This is a genomic window from uncultured Marinococcus sp., from assembly GCF_947493875.1.
In the GTDB taxonomy this organism is placed as follows: Bacteria; Bacillota; Bacilli; order Bacillales; family Marinococcaceae; genus Marinococcus.
On record NZ_CANLSU010000001.1, the window covers coordinates 287,684 to 305,930 of the forward strand.

Sequence of the window (18,247 nt, forward strand, 5' to 3'; positions counted from 1 at the left end):
CATGACCGGACAAAACAACCAGGGGCCGCTCGGCGTGGTGCACCAGCAGATCGCTGAAGCGTCCCGGATTATTCAACTGCCAGACACTGTAGAAACAATACTGAAATACCCGAAAAGAAAAGTGGAGGTCCAGTTCCCAGTGGAAATGGACGACGGCCATACGCAGATGTTTACCGGCTACAGGACGCAGCACAATGATGTGCTCGGTCCAGTGAAGGGTGGACTCCGCTTTCATCCACAGACAGATGAAGAGGAAACAGGTGCGCTGGCTGCCTGGATGACATTTAAGTGTGCGCTTGTGCAGATTCCGCACGGCGGAGCAAAGGGAGGCGTCGTCTGTGATCCTTCCATGCTGAGTAACCGGGAGCTTCGCCAGGTAAGCAGAGGGTACACGGAGGCCCTGTTTGATCTTTTGGGTCCCAATAAAGATGTGCCGGCCCCGGACGTGTATACGGATCCGAAAATCATGAGCGTCATGATGGATACGTATTCGCGGATGGCCGGCGGTCATGAGCCTGGTGTTATTACTGGCAAACCGCCTCTTGTCGGCGGTTCAAAAGCGAGGGAATCGGCAACAGCCCGCGGCGCTGTGTATATTATCGAAAAAATGCTCGAGCAGGAAAACAAACGTGCCGAAGATGTACGTGTATCCGTGCAGGGCTTTGGCAACGCCGGCCAGATCGCCGCGAGACTGCTGTACGATTTAGGCTGTAAAGTTGTAAGCGTCAGCGATTCCAAAGCCGCCCTTTATGCACAGGACGGTCTTGATATTCCGCGAGCCCAGCAGGCAAAAGCAGGAAACAACGGCCTGCAGGATTACGGGCAAGACTATCTGCTCGAAAATACCATGGACATTCTTTATACGGATACGGATATTTTGATACCGGCTGCCATGGAAGGGGTCATTACAAAAGAAAACGCAGAACGGGTAAAGGCCCCGAAAATTATGGAGCTTGCAAACGGACCGACGACACCGGAAGCAGACCATATTTTAAAGGAGCAGGGGCAGGCAGTCTATCCGGATATTTTAGTGAACGCCGGCGGTGTTATTGTGTCGTATCTGGAATCGGTTCAAAACCACATGAATTACTATTGGTCCGAAGATGTAATTAATGAACGGATGAAGGCATTTATACTCGAAGCGTACGAACAAACGGAAAAATCGGCCTACGAACACAACACAACCAACAGAAACGGTGCCATGATTTTTGCCATGAACCGGCTGCAGGAAGCAATGGAGTACCGGGGCTGGATATAAAAAATTAACAAATTCTGCATGAAGCTATAGTCATAGGGGAGTCAACAAGATAAAATGCTAGTGTGAGCTTTTCCGGGAACGGGAAGGAAAACTGTTAAGAGTTCTAGGAGGGATTAGATGGATTGGTCAAAAGAATTTGATTTTCATAAAAACGACACGGAAGACACGACAGCAGAAAAAATGAAGCGTATCAGTAAATGCATTGATAAGCTCTGGGGAGATTTCGACGAAGTATTAACGGAAATTGTAGAACAGGGCGAGCTGGAAAAAGAAGACTACAGAAAACGGTTCAGGGACGAAACGTTCACCATTGAACTGCTGGAGTCTGAATTAAAAGGATCCGTCAGCGGTCACTTCGACCGTAACATCGACGTTATGGTTGATTTGACACTGGATGAACCGAAAAAGAAATCGCTCAGCCAGGTGTTCCTTCCAAACGATAAACTGTACCTGATCGACACGCGCAGCAACCAGTGGGTAATTGCCGAAGCCGGCAAAAAGCCAAAAGACTGCACAAAGCTTGAGAAAAAGCATATCGAGCAGGTATTCGCTCACATGCTGCGGGAATATAAAGTAACGAAATAGTAAAAAAGCATCCAACTTGATGGTTGGGTGCTTTCTTTTATCATATGCTTCCAAAAGGGAATCTTGACAATAAGCGTATTTACACGTATTCTTACATTTGTCTTTGTTTGTTGCAGCAAAGATCCGTGTATTTATAGTAGTTCACATAAGCCCTAGTAGCTCAGGGGAAGAGCAACAGCCTCCTAAGCTGTAGGTCGCAGGTTCGAATCCTGCCTAGGGCGCCATAATATATAAGTACCCCCCGGGCCCAGGCCCGGGGGGTTGTTGTTTAATCCGTTTCCGGTATAAAAGTTGCCCTGGAGAAAATATGTGTCCAAAAGTGAAAAAGGTTTGAAATGCGCGAATGCATGCATTAAAATTAAATTAAAGATTCTGACAAAAAGCCGGAAGGGAGTTAACATGATTATTATTGTTTTATCCCTGATGTTATTTACCGTGCTCACCTACCTGTTTTATGGCCTGTGGAACACGAATGCAGATACAAAAGAAACCCGGCAGCTGTGTTCCCTGTTATACGGAAGCTCGCTGCTTGCGCTTGTACTATTAAATACATCCATGCTTTTATAAAACTTCGCCATGGCGGAGTTTTTTTGTATTTTGTAGGGCTAAGCTCATAATTAACCGAAAAATGATTCAAGTTTGTATCATCTTTGGGGTATATAATATAGGGTAATAGCTAGAAGCTTATATCAAATGGATGGAGCTGCGGCAGGGGGGCTGCAGACCTATCATTATTTATCAAACGAAACGCAATTGGAGTGGGGAGCATGGGGAAATTTTATGCAATTATTACGGTAATCGGTCTGGGTATTGCCGGTCTGTTCGGATACCATTGGTATGATACAGAATCGAGCATTCAGACGATTCAGATGCACGAAGAGGTCAACAGCTTATCAAAAGAAGCAGATGTGTCTTCGGAACCGTCTTCCGTTTCGTCTAACGGCAGGGGAGAATTACGTTTTTTGGGTATCAGTGAAAGGTATATTCTGTCTCAAAAAGCGAGCAATAATTAAAATGAATATGCTGTAACTGCAGCTTTCCATTCTGCGCCACCTAAAGAAAATCAGAAAAGGCGGGTAGACACCGTTCGTTTTTTAAAAGAAAAACCTTAATGGTTGATTTTGAATGCCCGTAATGTGAATATATAATTAAGAGCACCATAAGAATGCAGGCAAGATTTATAAAAATCGGGCGAAAAAGCTGAAAAGAACGATTATAACCGAAAGGATGGCCTGCTGTCACAAAGCAGGCTGCACGGTTGTGTGCAGGGAGGAAAGATATTTTGACTTCAATTATAGCGCACCGGGGAGCTTCAGACCGCCGCCCGGAAAACACCATGTCGGCTTTCCGCCAGGCTGTCACAGACGGGGCAGACGCGATTGAAACAGATGTGCAGCTGTCAAAGGACGGGGTTCCGGTACTGATCCATGATACGCTGTTGAAAAGAACGACCGGCGCTTCCGGAAGTGTTCATGAATATACATACAAAGAGCTGCAGGATTTAAGCGCCGGGGCATGGATGCATAAACGATACCGCAAGGAAAAAATCGTCAGCCTTGAGCGACTGCTGCAGGAACCAAGCATTGAAAAGACCAGGCTTGTGCTTGAATTAAAAAATTCCAATATTGCCCATGAAGGGCTTGAAGAAGCTGTGATTAGCCTGCTGAATAACTATGAAAAAATAGAAACGGCTACGGTATCAAGCTTTAACCACAGGTCGATGGCCTACGCCCGGGAGCTGTCGGAAGAGATCAATATCGCTATTCTTTACGCGGTACACCTGTACCGTCCGTGTGAATACGCTAAAATCGTCGGGGCGACAGAGCTTCATCCTCATTACCGCACAATCGATAAATCCTGGATTGACGACGCTATTAACGAGGAGCTCGAAGTTGTTCCCTACACCATTGATAAAAAGAGCGGTTGGAAAAAAGCAATAGATGCCGGCGTCACAGGGATTATTACAAATAAGCCAAAGGCACTCCAGCAGTATTTGTACCCCCCTGAGAAGGCACCGCCAAAGGAACCGGAGCCTTCCGAACAAACAGAACCATCAAAGCCATCAGAACCTGCGCATCAAAAGGAGCCTTCTAAAGAATGAAGACTCCTTTTTTCATCCGTTTTAAAATTTCGTTTACCGAATTTGTATCACTATATATTAGATTATACAGAAAAAAAGCCGCCTTTTTTATAAAGGGGCTTCTTGATTATGCGCTCTACTACGCGAAGAAAGCTGGTTCGCTAGAGCAGACCTACTTTTTCAAGACCGCGTGCAATACCGTCATTGCCCACGTCAGCCGTAATATGGCGGGCATAGCTTTTAACCTCGTCCGGAGCGTTGCCCATGGCAACACTGTTTGGCACATACTGAAGCATTTCCACATCGTTATAATTGTCACCAAAGGCATAGCAGTCCTCAAGCTCAATGCCTGCTTCGGCGATCAGGTTTTTGATCCCGTTTGCTTTGGAGCCCCCTGGAGGAATGACGTCGAGTGAATAAGGATGCCAGCGCACAAATCGCAGATCCTGCATCTTGTTTATATAACGGTCTTCTTCATCCTCCCGGGCAAACAGAAGTGCCTGGTAAATATTGTTCTGCTCCGCAAACGAAGCATCAAATTCCGGATGTCCAACGCCGAGTGTGGTAATGCTGTCATGAATATCATGGTGAAATTCAATATTCGCTTTCATATCATTGCTGCCCATAAATACAATCGGATGTTCTTTTTCAGCAGCAAAGGACTGCAGAGACTGAAGTGTTTCGGTAGGAATCGTATTTTGATAAATAGCAGTGCCATTGTATTTTACAAATTGGCCGTTAAACGAAATAAACGTGTGAATACCCAGCTCTTCCCGGAGATCGTCAAACAAATACGGTGCTCTTCCGGTGGAGATTGCGATGTCATGGCCTTTGTCCCGGAGCCTGTGGATAGCATCTCTCGTGGAAGCAGGAAGCTGTTTGTTTTCATCATACAGTGTGCCGTCAATATCGAAAAAAATCATTTTTTTACTCATGTATGGGTTCTCCTTTTCTACACTTTTGCCCGTTTAGTATACTACAATCATTTGCGTTCTACCAATGCAGAGTCAAGGGAAGTTAATAGTAATCGTGAAGCAGGGGTGCTGGATGCCTTCTTTGCCTCCGGCGATAAACGAGCGCATTAATTTCCCCGCCGATGACAAGAATCAGTCCAACCAAAAACAGCCACAGCATTAACACGATGACGCCGCCAAGGCTGCCGTACGTGGAGGCATAGTTGGCAAAGTTGTTGACATAAAAGGAGAATCCCAGCGATATCACCTGCCAGAGCAGAGTCGCAGTCATTGCCCCCGGAAGAACGGACCAAAACGGCATATTGTTGTTCGGGGCAAGGTGGTAGAGCATGGCGAGAATAACGGAGGTGATTGAAATAGTAATAAGCCAGCGCAGGAGCTGAACAAGAAAAACAGTATCCTCCGGGACATAAATAAATGATTGGATCGATGACAAAATCAGGCTGCCAAAAACGGGCAGTAAGAGTGCGATAATAACGGAAAGCATTAACCCAAAGGTTAAACCGACAGATAACAGCCGTACCTTTAAAAAGGAACGTGTCTCCGGAACATCATAAGCCCCGTTCACCGCCTTGATAAAAGCATTCAGTCCATTGGAGGCTGTCCATATGGTGCCGATGATCCCTATGGTAAGCAGACCGCTACTCGAGCTGTTTATCGTATCCTCAATCGTGTCCTGAAACAGGGAGGCAGTCTCTGCGGGCACGAACTGGTACAAAACCGAAACAGCGCGGTCGGCATCAATGTTAAAGTAGGGGAGAAGCGATAGAAACAAAATCAGCAGCGGAAAAATGGATAAAAGGTAATAAAACGCCTGTTGGGCAGCAAGGCCGGCAGCATTATCCTTCATTAATTCTGAAAAAAGGTTTTTAATAAAAGCAGTTATGCTTTTGATACTATCACTCCTTCAGACTGTCCTTCTGTTATTATACAAAAGGCTGGGAATAGAAAGGAAAAACCTGTGCACAGCTTTTGCACAGGTTAGAATCATTGGACCCCGCAAGTAGCCGGAGCCTCTACTCAGTTTCTGCAGAAGAAGAGGCCGGGGCGTCCTGTCCAATATATTGCTGGAATGTAACGGGATCCCGGAATTTACGCCCCTCCCATTTCCATTCGGCTTTGGCAGAAGAAGGGAAGGAATTATCCTTAAGAGTAACATAGGTGCTGATGTCTTCGGTGGCATCAATGTAAAATCCATCAAACGCACTTCCTTTAAAATCGTTGTTAATGACGCTTAAATGCCGGATGGAGGACTGGATGCGCAGCTGTGCGGAGTCCCGGCTGCCATGGGCATTTTGCCAGGTGTTCTTTGAAAAGGACACACGGCTGATAGGTCGTTCAGCAGGCCCCTGCACCAGTGCTGTACCAACCGACGTCTGGTTCCGCCATATGTTATTTTTGAACGAAAGATCCTCCGTTTCCGCAAAGGAAGTATTACGGATGAATGTGCCAATCGCCCCTCCACTGATAGTGTTATGGGAAAAAGCGATCGAATGGGCGCCGTCGACAGCGATGCCCGGGTCGGAGCTTGTACTCGAAGAATTAATGATATTGTTTTTTACGTTGCCGCCGGACGGGACGCGGCCGTTTACTTCTCCCGGAACTGCCTGAAGATCGAGAGACGTCCCGGAAGTCTTCTCAAAGCGGTTATGGGAGACCGTAAACGATGTTATATTGCCGATTAGTGAAAAGGCTGGGGCATACTTCCATCTTTCGACAGTGTTTCCGCTTATGACCGTGTCCTCATGAATGCTGTCTGCCTCTGAACTGGCTATATGGACTGCTGATCCGGGCTCTTCTTCCTTTTTTTGAGACGATAAAAAGCGGTTGTCAAGTATTTGAAGGGCCCGGGTTTCTCCGGAGGAAACGATCACAGAGGCTGTGTTTTCCTGATGGAAGGTGAATTTTTTTATCGTTATGTATTCGGTATCCTCTAAAGCGAAAAACGGCTTTTCGCCAGCAGTTTTTAAATGGACGTTTTCCTTTTCAAATGGGCGTATAGTGATGGGAAGCTGCTCTTCGCCCTGCTGGTTTACTTTTACATTTTCCCGGTAGGTGCCTTCCCGTAAATATATAGTATCTCCGGCTTCTGCGGTATCAAAGGCCTGCTGCACCGATTGATACGGAGCATCGATGGTGCCATTTTGCTCATCACTTCCTGACGGGGAGACAAATATTCCCCCGTCACTCTCGCCGGAATCAGCAGAAAAAGGGAGCATGCCGCAGCCGCTTATAAATAATAAGAAAAAAAGCATCATAATAACAGAACAAAAACGTGGCATCTGAATTCCCTCCCTGTGAACTGTTGAGACGTTACGCGTAGGTGAATAAGCAGAAACTATCGTAGCACAATTGTAATAATTGCAACAGTTATAAATTGGAAGAAGACGCAAGGGGCAGCTTGCGCCTTCAGTGTGTTTTACAGCGTTATCGCGGCTGAAGCAGAAGTTGAAGAATTCAGCGCCTGCAGGGCCACAGCCCGCTGCGTATCGACTACTGATGAAGAGAGGCTGGCGCCTTGTGCTGAAGCGTTATGAGCCACAGCAATCTGAATGGAGATATGAACTGCAAAATGCTGAAATCTCCGGAACTCACTCTGCTCAGCCAACAGGGAGTGAATGCTCCGGGCGTCATCAATAACAGAAGAAAAAGAAGCTGTAAATCCGAGCACTCCCAGCAGCGAATAATAGAACGGGCGTACGTGCCACTGCTCGGACTCCCAGTGACGGAGAATTTCGTCAAAACGTTCAAAATATGCATTCTCGTTCATGCTCTCAAGATTCAGAGCAGCTAAAAAGGAAAGGTACTGGATCTGGGTGCCTTTTTTAAAGTCCCGCTGCAACAGCTGATGATGAGCGTTGTTCATATGCTCAATCATCTGCTCCTTATTTCCGGGAAACTGATATATATAAAGCGCGTGGAGAGGATAATAGTCTGTACTCGTTAAGTCCGGAAAGGATCCCTGAAGGAACTCATACCAGGCAGTAAATGCCAGCACAGCTGAAAAGTCGTCCCGGAAGAATGTGTAATAAGACAAAGCGGCAGCGTACGTAGAAGTGCCGCGCCCCCACGGGCCTTTAACCAGCTGGCTGTACACCTGCTTAAAACCACTCCAGCTGTCTTCGGGGTTCTCAGCCAGACAGTCAAGCATTCCGGCGATTGGAAAGCGCTGGTGGGACCGAAGCGGAGAAAACCAGCTGTTTTTCTTTTTAATCGTCTGTTGGAGATAATCGAACTGTTCAATATCAAATGACTTCTGGTGCAGAGAGTACATTGATGCCATCAGCATGAACATACGGGCGTCCGAATGATGCCACGGATATTTTTTCTTTAATGCCTCATAGGTGTGCAAATACTGTTTTGTGATATCTGTAAGCTGATCCTGAGTTTCCAATCTGGGCCCTCCTTTTCTCTGGCTATATTGCAAGTATAGCATGAGAAGCGGGAATATTATTCCTGCGTTAAATCATGGAGGGAGGAAACAGAACTGCCTACCTGGGAAATAGCCTGCTCGACCTCGCGCAGCTCCCGGATAAGTGAATGTACTTCCGTTTCGGCGTCATTGCTCTGCTCTCGGCTTTTTGCCATTTCCTGCACTATACCGTCAAACATGCTGTTGATTTCATGAACCCGTTTTGTGCCGTCACTGATCTGATTGTCCGCGTTTTCGATGTGGTTGCTCACAAGCTGGATTTGGTCATTAGTTTTTCGGACAAGCTCAGATACCGTATGCACTGATTTTTTTGTTTCACCGGAAAGCTTGCGGACTTCTGTGGCTACAACTGCGAACCCCCGGCCGTGTTCACCGGCACGTGCAGATTCAATTGAAGCGTTCAGGGCCAAAAGATTCGTCTGTTCAGCAATCCCTGCGACGATGTTTGTGATATCATCTATTTTAGCTGCAATTGCTTTAAGTTCGCCTGTCTCGGTGCGCATAAAATCCATGAGCTCCTGAAGACTTTTCATATGCTTTCCGTGCTGTTCAAGCTCGTGCTTTCCCTCTTCGGAGCGGGAGGCAGCTTCTGAGCTGCTCTGAACGCTTTCCTTTGAAATGGCACCAACCCTGTTAGAGGTCGCAGTAAGCGAAGCCACAGAGGTATTTGTCTGGTTAAAAACCTTGAGGAGCGAGCGGGTGGTGAAAGAAATCTGTTCGTGCAGACGATCCTTCACAGCCTGCTGTTCTTTGTGGAGCGTAAGATGGGCCTCCTCATAGGCTTCAAGCACAAGCTGCTGCTCGAGATTAATAATTTTCGTAACTGCTCGAACCGCCGGCAGCATGTCAGCCCGGTTGATGAGATGCCGGTCAATAAAATACAGGATGGACTGCTCCATGTCCTGAAACGAGGACATATACCATTTAGGAAGCAGGCCGATATGCAGATGAACCTGGGCAATTTTCAGCCGTTTTTGAATAAAGGCATCCTCCATCGTCCCCTGAAACATTTCCTGAACATGGACACCGAGCGTACGGCTCAGCCGTTCGACCGAGCTGTGCTCTTCAATAATAGCGCGCAGGCTGGGTTCATTCTTAAGGTTGCGGTAAAAAGCATCAACAATGGCCTCGATGTTTTCAGCAATGACTGGCTGGAGTTCGGACAGTATGTAGAGGTCGTGGTCGGTCAGATGAATCAGCTGGAGCTGGCGGTGCAGGTCGCTCCCGGGGGAAAGCCTGATCCGGCTGCCGGAACGGGTGTCCCCTGGAAATTGTGAAGCAGGTGCAGATGATGATTTTGCTGAAAACAGCATATTAATAGCCTCCTGATGCAATAATAGTTTGTGGAATTCAGTACTTCTTATATCGGCTGAAAAAATATTAGTATTCATGAAGAACTAAAAATTTTAGGAAGCGGGGAATGGAACATGAGGAACAAAAAGATGTGGATAGCGGGGCTGCTGTCGCTTTTCATTCCAGGAGCAGGGCAGGTGTATGTTAAAAAATACCTCTGGGCTGTGTTGTTTTTTGTGCTGTATGTAAGTCTGCTCATTACGGTGTACGTTCCGTCTATTTTTGTGGCTGCAATTGCTGTTGTCCATGCGGTGCAGATTGCAGGCAGGCAGGAGACAGAAAATACGGAGAAGTAGAGGGGAGGATTGAAAAAATAATATGAAAAGCCCCGGAATTTTTTATCCCGGGGCTTTAATCTGTGCTATTTTGCTTCGAGCGCCTGAATGAACGTTTCATCCATATCGACAGCGATAAATTGAATTTCTCTTACATTGTGCAGCAGCTCCAGGTAGTAAATTGCGACGGTGTCGGGATCAAGACCGCCGGTGGCCGTCCCAAGTGCCGGAAGGGCGACCCGGTAGATATGATTCTCCTGGCAGTAGCGTATTAACGACTGCAGACAGGAATAAACCACGTCGTAATTCGATTTTTCCTCCGGGCCCTCCATTGTCACTAAATGAAGGATGGCTTCATACGGAAGGCTGGCCGCCGTGGTCGTGTAAAGCTCTCCGCGCTTCGGTTCGTTCTTTTTGCAATAGGCTGCTGCTTCCTGTTCAATAGCTTCTCCCCCGGCTTTTTTGATGGCAGCAGCTACGCCGCCACCCATCGTCCCCTGCCCGTTGGCAGCATTGCAAATATAATCGACATTGGTGACAGTGGTAATATCTCCTTGTTTTGCACTAAGCATATCTTCTCTTCCTTTCCTTCTGCGCTATTATTCCGTCATCAGCATATCAGAATTTCCAGCCGGCAGGGAGGAGATTGCTCATAATTTATGCAAAAGAATTAGACATATACCTGGAAGCCCGGTGGAATAACTGCTTTGCTTCTTTGTTTGCATCGCTGAGCACGTCGTTTTTATTCATGGTCTGCATATTGCGGTCTTCCATGACAATCCGGCCATTCACGATGGTGGTTTCCACCTGATCTTTGGAGGCGGCGTACACAACACGGGAGTAAGGATCTGCGCCTTCACTCGGATACGTATGAAAATCGAAAAGATTCAGGATGGACAAATCTGCTTTTTTGCCAATTTCAATGCTCCCAATTTCCTGGTCAAGGCCGACCGCTTTCGCGCCTTCGATGGTTGCCATGCGAAGAACCTGTCTGGCATTCATGGCTGTCGGGCCATAGGAGGGCTTATGAATGAGGGCAGCCATCCTCATTTCCTGAAACATGTCGAGTGTGTTGTTGCACGGGGAGCCGTCGGCGCCGAGACTGACATTGTGATGGTGATCCAGCAGGTCCGGGATCTCTGCGAATCCGGAAGCAAGCTTCATATTGGAGCTTGGGCAATGGCTGATATGAGCGCCCTTTTGTTTAATAATCTGCTTTTCATGGTCATCGAGCCACACGCAGTGGGCGAGGATAAGGCGCGGGTGCACGAGGCCAAGATGGTCCAGGTACGTTACGTTTCGCATGCCTGTATCAGCTTCAACAATTTCTATTTCTCCCCGGCTCTCCGAAGCGTGGGTGTGCACGTACGCCCCGTAATGATTGGAGAGGCGGGAAACTTCGCGCAGCAGCGGTTCAGAGCAGGAGACAACAAACCGGGGGGAAAACGCGTAGCGTATTCTATCATTATCCCGGCCGTTCCATTTTTCATACAAATCGGCGCTTTCCTGGACGGACTGGTCCGTGGTTTCAAGCAGGGGGGCGGGCAGTTCATCCCCTTTATCCATCATAACTTTGCCGGATAAAGCCCGGATGCCGGAAGCTTCTATGGCTTCGAAGGCGGCGTTTGTATGGTGGACTGTTTCCATGTCGACGATCGTGGTTGTGCCGCTCCGGATTAACTCGCCGATGCCGAGCATTGCTGAGGCGTAGATAGAATCAGGAGTGTGGGCAGCTTCCATCGGCCATATGCGTTCCTTCAGCCAATCCATCAGCTCAAGATCATCCGCCTGACTGCGAAACAGCGCCTGGCACAGGTGAATATGGGTATGGATAAAACCGGGCAGCACGGTTCGTCCCTGCGCTTCAATCACTTTTTCACCCGCATGGGGAGTTAAAGAGGGACGGATTTCTTTAATGTATTCATTCTCAATTCGTATGTCACCATACACAATGTCATTGTTTTCGTTCATCGTCATGATTTCTGCCTGCCGTATTAAAATTGATGTCATTGTAAACACTCCTTTGTATGCATAAAAAAACGAAGAACGCCCGCAAAAGGCGTTCTTCGTAGTTGGAAATTACGGTTCCCAGTAGAAACGTTCAACCCAATTGTTGAATATATACGAAGGGTAAGTGGTAATACCTGCATCGTACCGGGGAATCTGAAAAACTTCAATGGAATTGGGAGATAATGTGACAAAAAATTTACTGGACGGTATACGCTTGTCCTTCTAGTTTTTATTCCTGTTTATTCTAAAAGGAAACAGAATAATTTTCAGAAAATGTACATCACAAAGAGTGAAGAACTGAAGCAATGGGTATAGGAAAGTAACAATACTATTCCAGAGGAGAGCAAATTATGGAGAAAACAGCCATTATTACCGGAGCAAATACCGGAATGGGATTCGAAACAGCGAAACAGCTTGCCGTGAAAGGATTCAATATCATTATGGCCGTCCGGGACGAAAAGCGCGGGGGAGAAGCCATGAGGAGAATAAAGGCCAGTACCGGAGCTTCACGTGTTCGGGTGATGCGCTGCGATCTTTCCTCTCTTCAGGATATACATACCTTTGTGCGTCAGCTCGAACAGATCGTTCCCTGCGTGGACGTGCTGGTCAACAATGCCGGCGTTGTATCACTGAAAAGAGAGCTTACCGAAGACGGTTTTGAAAGTATGATCGGTGTGAATCATCTGGGGCACTTTGCCCTGACGCTACAGCTTCTTCCTCTTCTTGAATGTTCTGCAGAAGAGGCACGTATCGTGAACGTTTCGTCAGGAGCCCACAAATATGGCAGTATTCATTTTCCGGACCCGCATTTAACCAGGGGATATGGCACGTGGAAAGGGTACGCCCAGTCAAAGCTGGCGAACGTTTTATTTACATATGCCCTTGCTTCCCGTCTCGAAGGGACAAATATTCGTGTTAATGCCCTGCATCCCGGCGGGGTAAGTACTATGCTTGGAGTGGACCGGTCTACAGGGTTCGGGCGCCGTATCCACCAGGCTATCCGCCCAATGCTGCGCACAGCTGCGGAAGGGGCGGAAACATCGGTGTACCTTGCCGCTTCCCCTGAAGTAAACGGTGTACATGGCAGGTACTTTATTGATTCTTTTGAAGAAAACACCGCCCCACATGCTTACGATAAGGAGCTCCAGGAAAAGGTATGGGAATGGAGCATGAACCAGACGAATGTTGAACGACTCCTGGAGACAGAGTGGATCGATAGGTTAAAACACGAAAATCAATAAGACAGCTTTATTTTTTTGATTATGTATTTTAAAATATATTAAATACAGGAAATGATAGAAAGGATTATTGGCGTTGAGTAAACAACTGTACAATTTCATGTTAAACCATGCTGAAGAGATCGTGACTACATGGATAGAAGATATTGAAGCGCAGTCAGAAGCCATTTACCCAGACGATCCTGAACGCAGGGAGGCCTTTCGTGGACGGTTAAAGGGATTTATTGAGGAAACGGCTAAAGCAGTAATAGGGGAAGAACCGTCACTTACTGACTGGGCACAGCTCACAGCGATGGACGGGCTTGAAAATCAGGGCCCGAGATTTTACTCAGTAGAGTTTTTCAGAGTCGGACGTGTTGATCTCTGGCATCGTCTGTCCACCTATTTCAAAGAACGTGAGGACGAGATTTCCCCGCTGCAGGTGGCCGAGTGGGCAGAGAGAATTCAGTCGGTATTTGAAAAGGGACTGGAGCTTGTGAACCAGTACTACTATCAGATGAATGAAGCCCAGCTGGAGGCACAGCAGCAGATGATGGTGGAGCTGAGCGTGCCGATCATTAAATTGATCGGGGATATTGGCGTCCTCCCACTTGTCGGAGACATTGATACGCACCGGGCAAAAATGATTGAAGATGTGACTCTTACAGAGGTGGCAAAGCTTGAGCTCGATGTACTTATTATTGACATGTCCGGGGTGCCGATTATCGATACAATGGTGGCCCAGCAGTTGTTCAACCTGCATCACGGTCTGAGTTTAATCGGAACGGAAATCATCATTACCGGAATTCGTCCGGAAATCGCAGAAACGGCCGTTCGGCTCGGTATTGATTTCAGTAAAGTAAAAACCTTTGCTCATCTGCAGCAGGCCCTGGAACAGAAAATGAACATTCAGATCAAGGAATAACAAGTCTACACACATAGAAAAAGCCCTTTGCAGATTTATTGCAAAGGGCTTTTTTGCTTAAACATGCCGGGACTCTTAGTACTCGCTGTAGTTCGAGAGCGCGTAGGAAGAATCGTTTGATGAACCGACATTTGTTTTATTATTCAATTCGGCAGTGAGCTCCAGGAACCACTGTTTGTCATTAGTGACAAGCGCAAGATCAATCAGATCATACAGTTCATCCTCTGAAACGGGCTGCACGGTATTCAGCTTGCTTACTTTGTGCAGCAGCAGTTCAGCTGATTTTTCCATAATATCCTGATTATCTGAAGAAATAACTTTAACTTTAATTGTTTGATAAGATTCTTCAATTGCTTCTACATAGCCTACAACCAATTCACCATAAATGGTGGTTCCTCGAACCCAATCTCCTACCGAAATAATATCGTTTGTTGGTAACATTCGCGTAACCTCCTAAGGATTACCTATTAATTAATAGTGGTGTAATCTGAATTATCTATAACTATACATTTCCCTGTTTTTGAATGCAAAAACATTGCTCAGTTAATTTGTGATACATTTTTTCAGCATGTCAGCAATAGTGAACTGGTCCAGATGTTCTCCAAAGACGTTTTCCCCCTCTGAGAAAACTCCGCCTAACACCTGCTTCATGTTAGCCCCGACGGTACAGTCAGGATTTTCATCAGGGCATCGGGGCTGCAGAGTCCCTTTTGACGTAATCTGGTAGACGTCCCACAAGGTGACAGCCTCCGGCGGCCGTGAAAGAATAAAGCCACCACCTGCGCCTTCCTTGGAATGAATCAACTCATGCTGCTTTAACAGGCTTAACACTTTTCGTATCCGTACCGGGTGCACAGAGGCACTTTCAGCAATGAAAGTACTTGAAGCGGCCTTCTCCGGTTGGAGGGCAAGAAGGGTTAAGCTGTGTACAGCTAAAGAAAAATGACTGTTCATACATATCTCTCCGGATGAAAAGGATTATTAATGTTTATACTGTAATTATAAATATTACAGTTTTGTTTGTCAATCGCAATTGGCTTAAAACGTTCTTAATTATTGAACAGCGATTTATTTCTTAATTTAATATACACATGTGGTATTTTAAGAAACTAATGAATTAATAAAATGGAAATTAACGGAAATAGGAATGTGGGTTTTATATAAAATATTGATGAATTCCGTCAGCAGAAATTATATTTGTCATATCTATAACATGAAGACTGTATATAGATGATGGGATAAACATCCCGTCTCATCAGAAAAGCACTGTTTTCGGCATAAGCAGTATTTTTTTCTTTTTCCTTTTTTTACAATTACTGAAGAATGAAAGAAAGGAGAAGGTCATGAAAATTATACTTAGACTAATTGTGGTGGCAGGGGCAATAACAGCATACAGCTTTTGGCAGGGAACTGCTCCAGCTGAAGCCAGCGTAGAGGGGGAAACAATTGCTATTGACGCAGGGCATGGAGGATATGATTCCGGCGCCACAGGTAACGGTGTATATGAAAAAGAACTGGTCAATGATGTGGCAGTACGTACAAAAGAAAGACTTGAGCAGGGAGGGGCGAACGTAATTATGACCCGCTCCGGCGATAACTTTGTAGAACTGAAAGAACGAGCGAGGATTGCCAATGAGGCGGGAGCTGATGCTTTTGTCAGCATTCATGCAAATTCAGCTTCCACAGCCTCCGCAGATGGTTCAGAGACATACTACTACCCGCAAAGCAGCGAGGGCAGTGAACTTGCCTCGGGTCTTCAAACGAATATGGTAAATGAATTTAACAGCAATGACCGCGGGATAAAGTCTGCAAATTTTAGCGTATTGAGAAATACGGCAATGCCGGCCGCGCTTGTAGAGCTTGGTTTTGTATCAAATAAAGAGGAGGCTGCTGACATGCAGACGAGTGCGTTTCGCAATGAAGCAGCTAATGCGATTTATTTGGGCTTGAGTGAATATCATTAATGTTTTGAATTTCAAATTAGAAATAGCGCATCTTTTCATGGTATAATATAATTCTATCCATGTATTGTACTTTTGCGTGTCATTGATCCTATGAAAAGGAGTGAAGACATGAAAACATTTGAAGAGGTGGTCCGTACTTTAGCGGACATTGAAATGCAGTCTGTTGCTCAAACGAGATCAAGACACGAATTCCAGAGCGAACGCGAATACTATTCCCATTTTCTTCGTAATAAAGATCTTTCCTTTTATTTGGATACTGTCGAAGAAATGTATCCATTAGAGGCAAAAAAATACGGAGCAGAGGAAATTGTGCGTGGGATGGCTGAGTATATAGAAAAGGGAGCCATGCCTGCCAGGGAGCCGCTGACGGAGTAAAGATAAAGCGGATGACAAAAAAGCTGAATGAATTGAATATTATATACAAAGGGTCCGGTTACTCCGGGCCTTTTTTATTGTTTGAAAAGTTAATTTATCAGAATGGTTTAATAGCAGAAGCATATATGCCTTTTGTAAGGAGAATGGAAATTAAAGGGAGGCATAAAAATGGAAGTGAGTGCAGAATTTCTGCTGTACATGTCATTCATCGGTACGGCAAGTACGGCGCTGATGCAGCTGTTAAAGCAGGCGCTCCCGCTGCCGAAAAAGTATATACCCCTTCTCACGCTCGGAATCGGGGCAGTCCTGGCACTTGTCCCTTTTCCGTACACAAGCGCTGCGCTGGCAGAACGAGTATGGGCAGGAGTGCTTGCTGGACTGGGAGGCACCGGAATTTTTGAAAATGTGCAGAAAAGCAGAAAACAGTAAAATATGCTGCTGAAAACTAAGTGAAGACACAGATAGAAAACAGATAGAAAACAGATAGAAGAAGTATAAAAATCAATGTTTTCCTCTTGTTCAGAAAACTTTTTCATTTGCCGGCACAGGAAAATTTTTATATAATGTGTCTGCGCACAACATGAAATCCCCGCTTTAGCAGCAGGGGATTTTTATTGAGGTTTTGTTATGCTTTTTTGAATTACGTGGGTGCTGTGTGGGTATTTTACGCGGGATAACGAAAAGAAAAGTATAGAACCCTTGTGTGACAAGGCTTCCTGATTGCAAGACAGGGAGTCAGGAATGTATCTTGCAAATATATTCCAGATAGGTGAGAACAAATGACAGAAGAAAATCAATCGTACCGGGTGTTACTGTATTACAATTACACGTACGTGGAAGACCCTGAGACCTTTGCTGCGGAGCATCTGGCTTTCTGCAAGGAGGTTGGTCTGAAGGGGCGGATCATTGTGGCAGAGGAAGGCATCAATGGTACTGTTTCCGGCACTGTAGAACAGACGGAAGCATACATGCAGGAGCTGACAGGGGATGAGCGTTTTAAAGACACCGAATTTAAGGTGGATTATGCTGAGGGACACGCATTCAAAAAAATGCATGTGCGTCCGCGTTCAGAGCTGGTGTCGCTGTACCTCGAGGATGACATTAATCCAAATGAACAGACTGGTGAACACCTGAGTCCGAAAGAGTTTTACGAGGCGCTTCAAAGCGATGAAACCATCGTTCTTGATGCCCGGAATGACTATGAATATGATCTCGGGCATTTCCGGGGTGCCATTCGCCCGGATATTAACGCTTTCCGGGAGCTGCCGGACTGGGTGAGAGAAAACCGGGAACAGCTTGAAGGTAAAAAAATATTAACCTATTGTACCGGAGGCATCCGCTGTGAGAAGTTTTCCGGATTTTTGAAAGAAGAAGGATTTGACGATGTGGCGCAGCTGCATGGCGGCATTGTTTCCTACGGTAAGGATCCTGAAGTGAAGGGGGAGCTGTGGGACGGAAAATGCTATGTGTTTGACCAGCGCATCAGTGTGCCAATCAATCAGGTCGAGCATCGCGTAATAGGCAGGGACCACTTTGACGGGAAACCGTGCGAACGGTACGTTAACTGTGCAGATCCTGACTGCAACAATCAAATCATCTGCTCTGAAGAAAATGAGCATAAATATATGAGAAGCTGCACGATAGAATGCATGACTCATCCGAGAAACCGTTATATGGAAGAGCAGGGACTGACGGCAGAAGACGTGCAGGAAAAAATCGAAGCGAGAAAAGCAGAACAGATGCAAAATGCATAAATACAAATAAATGAAGCCCCCGGCATCCTTTGCCGGGGGCTTCA

Annotated in this window: 21 protein-coding genes, 1 tRNA gene and 1 riboswitch; of the genes, 13 read left to right on the plus strand and 9 right to left on the minus strand. The window is 46.2% G+C overall.

The window, feature by feature from the left end:
* Window position 1: 1 nt before the first annotated feature.
* The 6 genes from Q0757_RS01395 (at window position 2) to Q0757_RS01420 (ending at window position 3,944) form a co-directional block, all read left to right on the plus strand.
* Window positions 2–1,258 (plus strand): Glu/Leu/Phe/Val dehydrogenase, encoded by a 1,257-nt coding sequence (locus Q0757_RS01395; RefSeq protein ID WP_298783973.1) that lies wholly within the window; start codon window positions 2–4, stop codon window positions 1,256–1,258.
* Between the two features lie 117 nt (window positions 1,259–1,375).
* Window positions 1,376–1,843: a hypothetical protein gene (locus Q0757_RS01400; RefSeq protein WP_298783975.1), complete on the plus strand. Its 468-nt coding sequence runs from the start codon at window positions 1,376–1,378 to the stop codon at window positions 1,841–1,843.
* A gap of 149 nt (window positions 1,844–1,992) precedes the next feature.
* Window positions 1,993–2,067 (plus strand) — tRNA-Arg (locus tag Q0757_RS01405).
* Window positions 2,068–2,242: 175 nt separating this feature from the next.
* Window positions 2,243–2,410, plus strand: coding sequence for a hypothetical protein (locus tag Q0757_RS01410; protein WP_298783977.1), 168 nt, complete (start codon window positions 2,243–2,245; stop codon window positions 2,408–2,410).
* 200 nt (window positions 2,411–2,610) lie between these two features.
* The gene (locus Q0757_RS01415) at window positions 2,611–2,856 is read left to right on the plus strand and encodes a hypothetical protein (protein WP_298783979.1); all 246 of its coding nucleotides are present in this window, start codon (window positions 2,611–2,613) and stop codon (window positions 2,854–2,856) included.
* Window positions 2,857–3,125: 269 nt separating this feature from the next.
* On the plus strand, window positions 3,126–3,944 hold the full coding sequence (locus Q0757_RS01420; RefSeq protein WP_298783981.1) for a glycerophosphodiester phosphodiesterase family protein: 819 nt from the start codon (window positions 3,126–3,128) through the stop codon (window positions 3,942–3,944).
* Between the two features lie 140 nt (window positions 3,945–4,084).
* On the opposite strand, the gene Q0757_RS01425 is transcribed toward Q0757_RS01420, so the two are convergent.
* From Q0757_RS01425 to Q0757_RS01445, 5 genes are all read right to left on the minus strand, one after another.
* Complete coding sequence (locus Q0757_RS01425; protein WP_298783983.1) at window positions 4,085–4,858, minus strand: Cof-type HAD-IIB family hydrolase; 774 nt, start codon at window positions 4,856–4,858, stop codon at window positions 4,085–4,087.
* A gap of 82 nt (window positions 4,859–4,940) precedes the next feature.
* Complete coding sequence (locus tag Q0757_RS01430; protein WP_298784483.1) at window positions 4,941–5,792, minus strand: YihY/virulence factor BrkB family protein; 852 nt, start codon at window positions 5,790–5,792, stop codon at window positions 4,941–4,943.
* Between the two features lie 121 nt (window positions 5,793–5,913).
* Window positions 5,914–7,179 (minus strand): DUF1565 domain-containing protein, encoded by a 1,266-nt coding sequence (locus Q0757_RS01435; protein ID WP_298783985.1) that lies wholly within the window; start codon window positions 7,177–7,179, stop codon window positions 5,914–5,916.
* A gap of 137 nt (window positions 7,180–7,316) precedes the next feature.
* Window positions 7,317–8,291 (minus strand): DUF4003 family protein, encoded by a 975-nt coding sequence (locus Q0757_RS01440; protein ID WP_298783987.1) that lies wholly within the window; start codon window positions 8,289–8,291, stop codon window positions 7,317–7,319.
* A gap of 56 nt (window positions 8,292–8,347) precedes the next feature.
* The gene (locus Q0757_RS01445; protein WP_298783989.1) at window positions 8,348–9,643 is read right to left on the minus strand and encodes a globin-coupled sensor protein; all 1,296 of its coding nucleotides are present in this window, start codon (window positions 9,641–9,643) and stop codon (window positions 8,348–8,350) included.
* A 114-nt stretch (window positions 9,644–9,757) separates the two neighbouring features.
* Between Q0757_RS01445 and Q0757_RS01450 the strand changes: the two genes are divergently transcribed.
* Window positions 9,758–9,979, plus strand: coding sequence for a hypothetical protein (locus Q0757_RS01450; RefSeq protein ID WP_298783991.1), 222 nt, complete (start codon window positions 9,758–9,760; stop codon window positions 9,977–9,979).
* A gap of 65 nt (window positions 9,980–10,044) precedes the next feature.
* Here Q0757_RS01450 and Q0757_RS01455 read toward each other — a convergent pair whose 3' ends face one another.
* Together Q0757_RS01455 and Q0757_RS01460 are read right to left on the minus strand one after the other, a co-directional pair.
* Complete coding sequence (locus tag Q0757_RS01455; RefSeq protein WP_298783994.1) at window positions 10,045–10,530, minus strand: macro domain-containing protein; 486 nt, start codon at window positions 10,528–10,530, stop codon at window positions 10,045–10,047.
* A gap of 85 nt (window positions 10,531–10,615) precedes the next feature.
* Window positions 10,616–11,968, minus strand: a complete 1,353-nt coding sequence (locus Q0757_RS01460; protein WP_298783998.1) for a 5'-deoxyadenosine deaminase — start codon at window positions 11,966–11,968, stop codon at window positions 10,616–10,618.
* 39 nt (window positions 11,969–12,007) lie between these two features.
* Window positions 12,008–12,105, minus strand: a riboswitch (purine riboswitch).
* Window positions 12,106–12,318: 213 nt separating this feature from the next.
* Here Q0757_RS01460 and Q0757_RS01465 point away from each other — a divergent pair.
* Complete coding sequence (locus Q0757_RS01465) at window positions 12,319–13,209, plus strand: SDR family oxidoreductase (protein ID WP_366139507.1); 891 nt, start codon at window positions 12,319–12,321, stop codon at window positions 13,207–13,209.
* A 73-nt stretch (window positions 13,210–13,282) separates the two neighbouring features.
* Window positions 13,283–14,110: an STAS domain-containing protein gene (locus Q0757_RS01470; protein WP_298784000.1), complete on the plus strand. Its 828-nt coding sequence runs from the start codon at window positions 13,283–13,285 to the stop codon at window positions 14,108–14,110.
* Between the two features lie 75 nt (window positions 14,111–14,185).
* On the opposite strand, the gene Q0757_RS01475 is transcribed toward Q0757_RS01470, so the two are convergent.
* A complete protein-coding gene (locus Q0757_RS01475) occupies window positions 14,186–14,551 on the minus strand; it encodes an IDEAL domain-containing protein (protein WP_298784001.1) in 366 nt (121 codons plus the stop codon).
* Between the two features lie 102 nt (window positions 14,552–14,653).
* The gene (locus Q0757_RS01480; protein ID WP_298784003.1) at window positions 14,654–15,064 is read right to left on the minus strand and encodes an Rrf2 family transcriptional regulator; all 411 of its coding nucleotides are present in this window, start codon (window positions 15,062–15,064) and stop codon (window positions 14,654–14,656) included.
* A 389-nt stretch (window positions 15,065–15,453) separates the two neighbouring features.
* On the opposite strand from Q0757_RS01480, the gene Q0757_RS01485 reads away from it, so the two are divergent.
* The 4 genes from Q0757_RS01485 to Q0757_RS01500 all read left to right on the plus strand — a co-directional run bounded on the left by Q0757_RS01485 (window position 15,454) and on the right by Q0757_RS01500 (window position 18,203).
* A complete protein-coding gene (locus Q0757_RS01485) occupies window positions 15,454–16,074 on the plus strand; it encodes an N-acetylmuramoyl-L-alanine amidase (RefSeq protein ID WP_298784005.1) in 621 nt (206 codons plus the stop codon).
* 108 nt (window positions 16,075–16,182) lie between these two features.
* Window positions 16,183–16,449: a hypothetical protein gene (locus Q0757_RS01490; protein WP_298784007.1), complete on the plus strand. Its 267-nt coding sequence runs from the start codon at window positions 16,183–16,185 to the stop codon at window positions 16,447–16,449.
* Window positions 16,450–16,617: 168 nt separating this feature from the next.
* On the plus strand, window positions 16,618–16,878 hold the full coding sequence (locus Q0757_RS01495) for a holin (protein WP_298784009.1): 261 nt from the start codon (window positions 16,618–16,620) through the stop codon (window positions 16,876–16,878).
* Between the two features lie 350 nt (window positions 16,879–17,228).
* On the plus strand, window positions 17,229–18,203 hold the full coding sequence (locus tag Q0757_RS01500) for a rhodanese-related sulfurtransferase (RefSeq protein ID WP_298784011.1): 975 nt from the start codon (window positions 17,229–17,231) through the stop codon (window positions 18,201–18,203).
* Window positions 18,204–18,247: the final 44 nt, after the last annotated feature.

Excerpts from the sequence above, each read along its gene's own strand:
- Q0757_RS01395 (WP_298783973.1), top strand. The coding sequence starts at position 2 with ATGACCGGACAAAACAACCAGGGGCCGCTCGGCGTGGTGCACCAGCAG.
- Q0757_RS01400 (WP_298783975.1), top strand. The coding sequence starts at position 1,376 with ATGGATTGGTCAAAAGAATTTGATTTTCATAAAAACGACACGGAAGAC.
- Q0757_RS01410 (WP_298783977.1), top strand. The coding sequence starts at position 2,243 with ATGATTATTATTGTTTTATCCCTGATGTTATTTACCGTGCTCACCTAC.
- Q0757_RS01415 (WP_298783979.1), top strand. The coding sequence starts at position 2,611 with ATGGGGAAATTTTATGCAATTATTACGGTAATCGGTCTGGGTATTGCC.
- Q0757_RS01425 (WP_298783983.1), bottom strand. The coding sequence starts at position 4,858 with ATGAGTAAAAAAATGATTTTTTTCGATATTGACGGCACACTGTATGAT.
- Q0757_RS01435 (WP_298783985.1), bottom strand. The coding sequence starts at position 7,179 with ATGCCACGTTTTTGTTCTGTTATTATGATGCTTTTTTTCTTATTATTT.
- Q0757_RS01445 (WP_298783989.1), bottom strand. The coding sequence starts at position 9,643 with ATGCTGTTTTCAGCAAAATCATCATCTGCACCTGCTTCACAATTTCCA.
- Q0757_RS01450 (WP_298783991.1), top strand. The coding sequence starts at position 9,758 with ATGAGGAACAAAAAGATGTGGATAGCGGGGCTGCTGTCGCTTTTCATT.
- Q0757_RS01455 (WP_298783994.1), bottom strand. The coding sequence starts at position 10,530 with ATGCTTAGTGCAAAACAAGGAGATATTACCACTGTCACCAATGTCGAT.
- Q0757_RS01460 (WP_298783998.1), bottom strand. The coding sequence starts at position 11,968 with ATGACATCAATTTTAATACGGCAGGCAGAAATCATGACGATGAACGAA.
- Q0757_RS01465 (WP_366139507.1), top strand. The coding sequence starts at position 12,319 with ATGGAGAAAACAGCCATTATTACCGGAGCAAATACCGGAATGGGATTC.
- Q0757_RS01475 (WP_298784001.1), bottom strand. The coding sequence starts at position 14,551 with ATGTTACCAACAAACGATATTATTTCGGTAGGAGATTGGGTTCGAGGA.
- Q0757_RS01480 (WP_298784003.1), bottom strand. The coding sequence starts at position 15,064 with ATGAACAGTCATTTTTCTTTAGCTGTACACAGCTTAACCCTTCTTGCC.
- Q0757_RS01485 (WP_298784005.1), top strand. The coding sequence starts at position 15,454 with ATGAAAATTATACTTAGACTAATTGTGGTGGCAGGGGCAATAACAGCA.
- Q0757_RS01490 (WP_298784007.1), top strand. The coding sequence starts at position 16,183 with ATGAAAACATTTGAAGAGGTGGTCCGTACTTTAGCGGACATTGAAATG.
- Q0757_RS01495 (WP_298784009.1), top strand. The coding sequence starts at position 16,618 with ATGGAAGTGAGTGCAGAATTTCTGCTGTACATGTCATTCATCGGTACG.
- Q0757_RS01500 (WP_298784011.1), top strand. The coding sequence starts at position 17,229 with ATGACAGAAGAAAATCAATCGTACCGGGTGTTACTGTATTACAATTAC.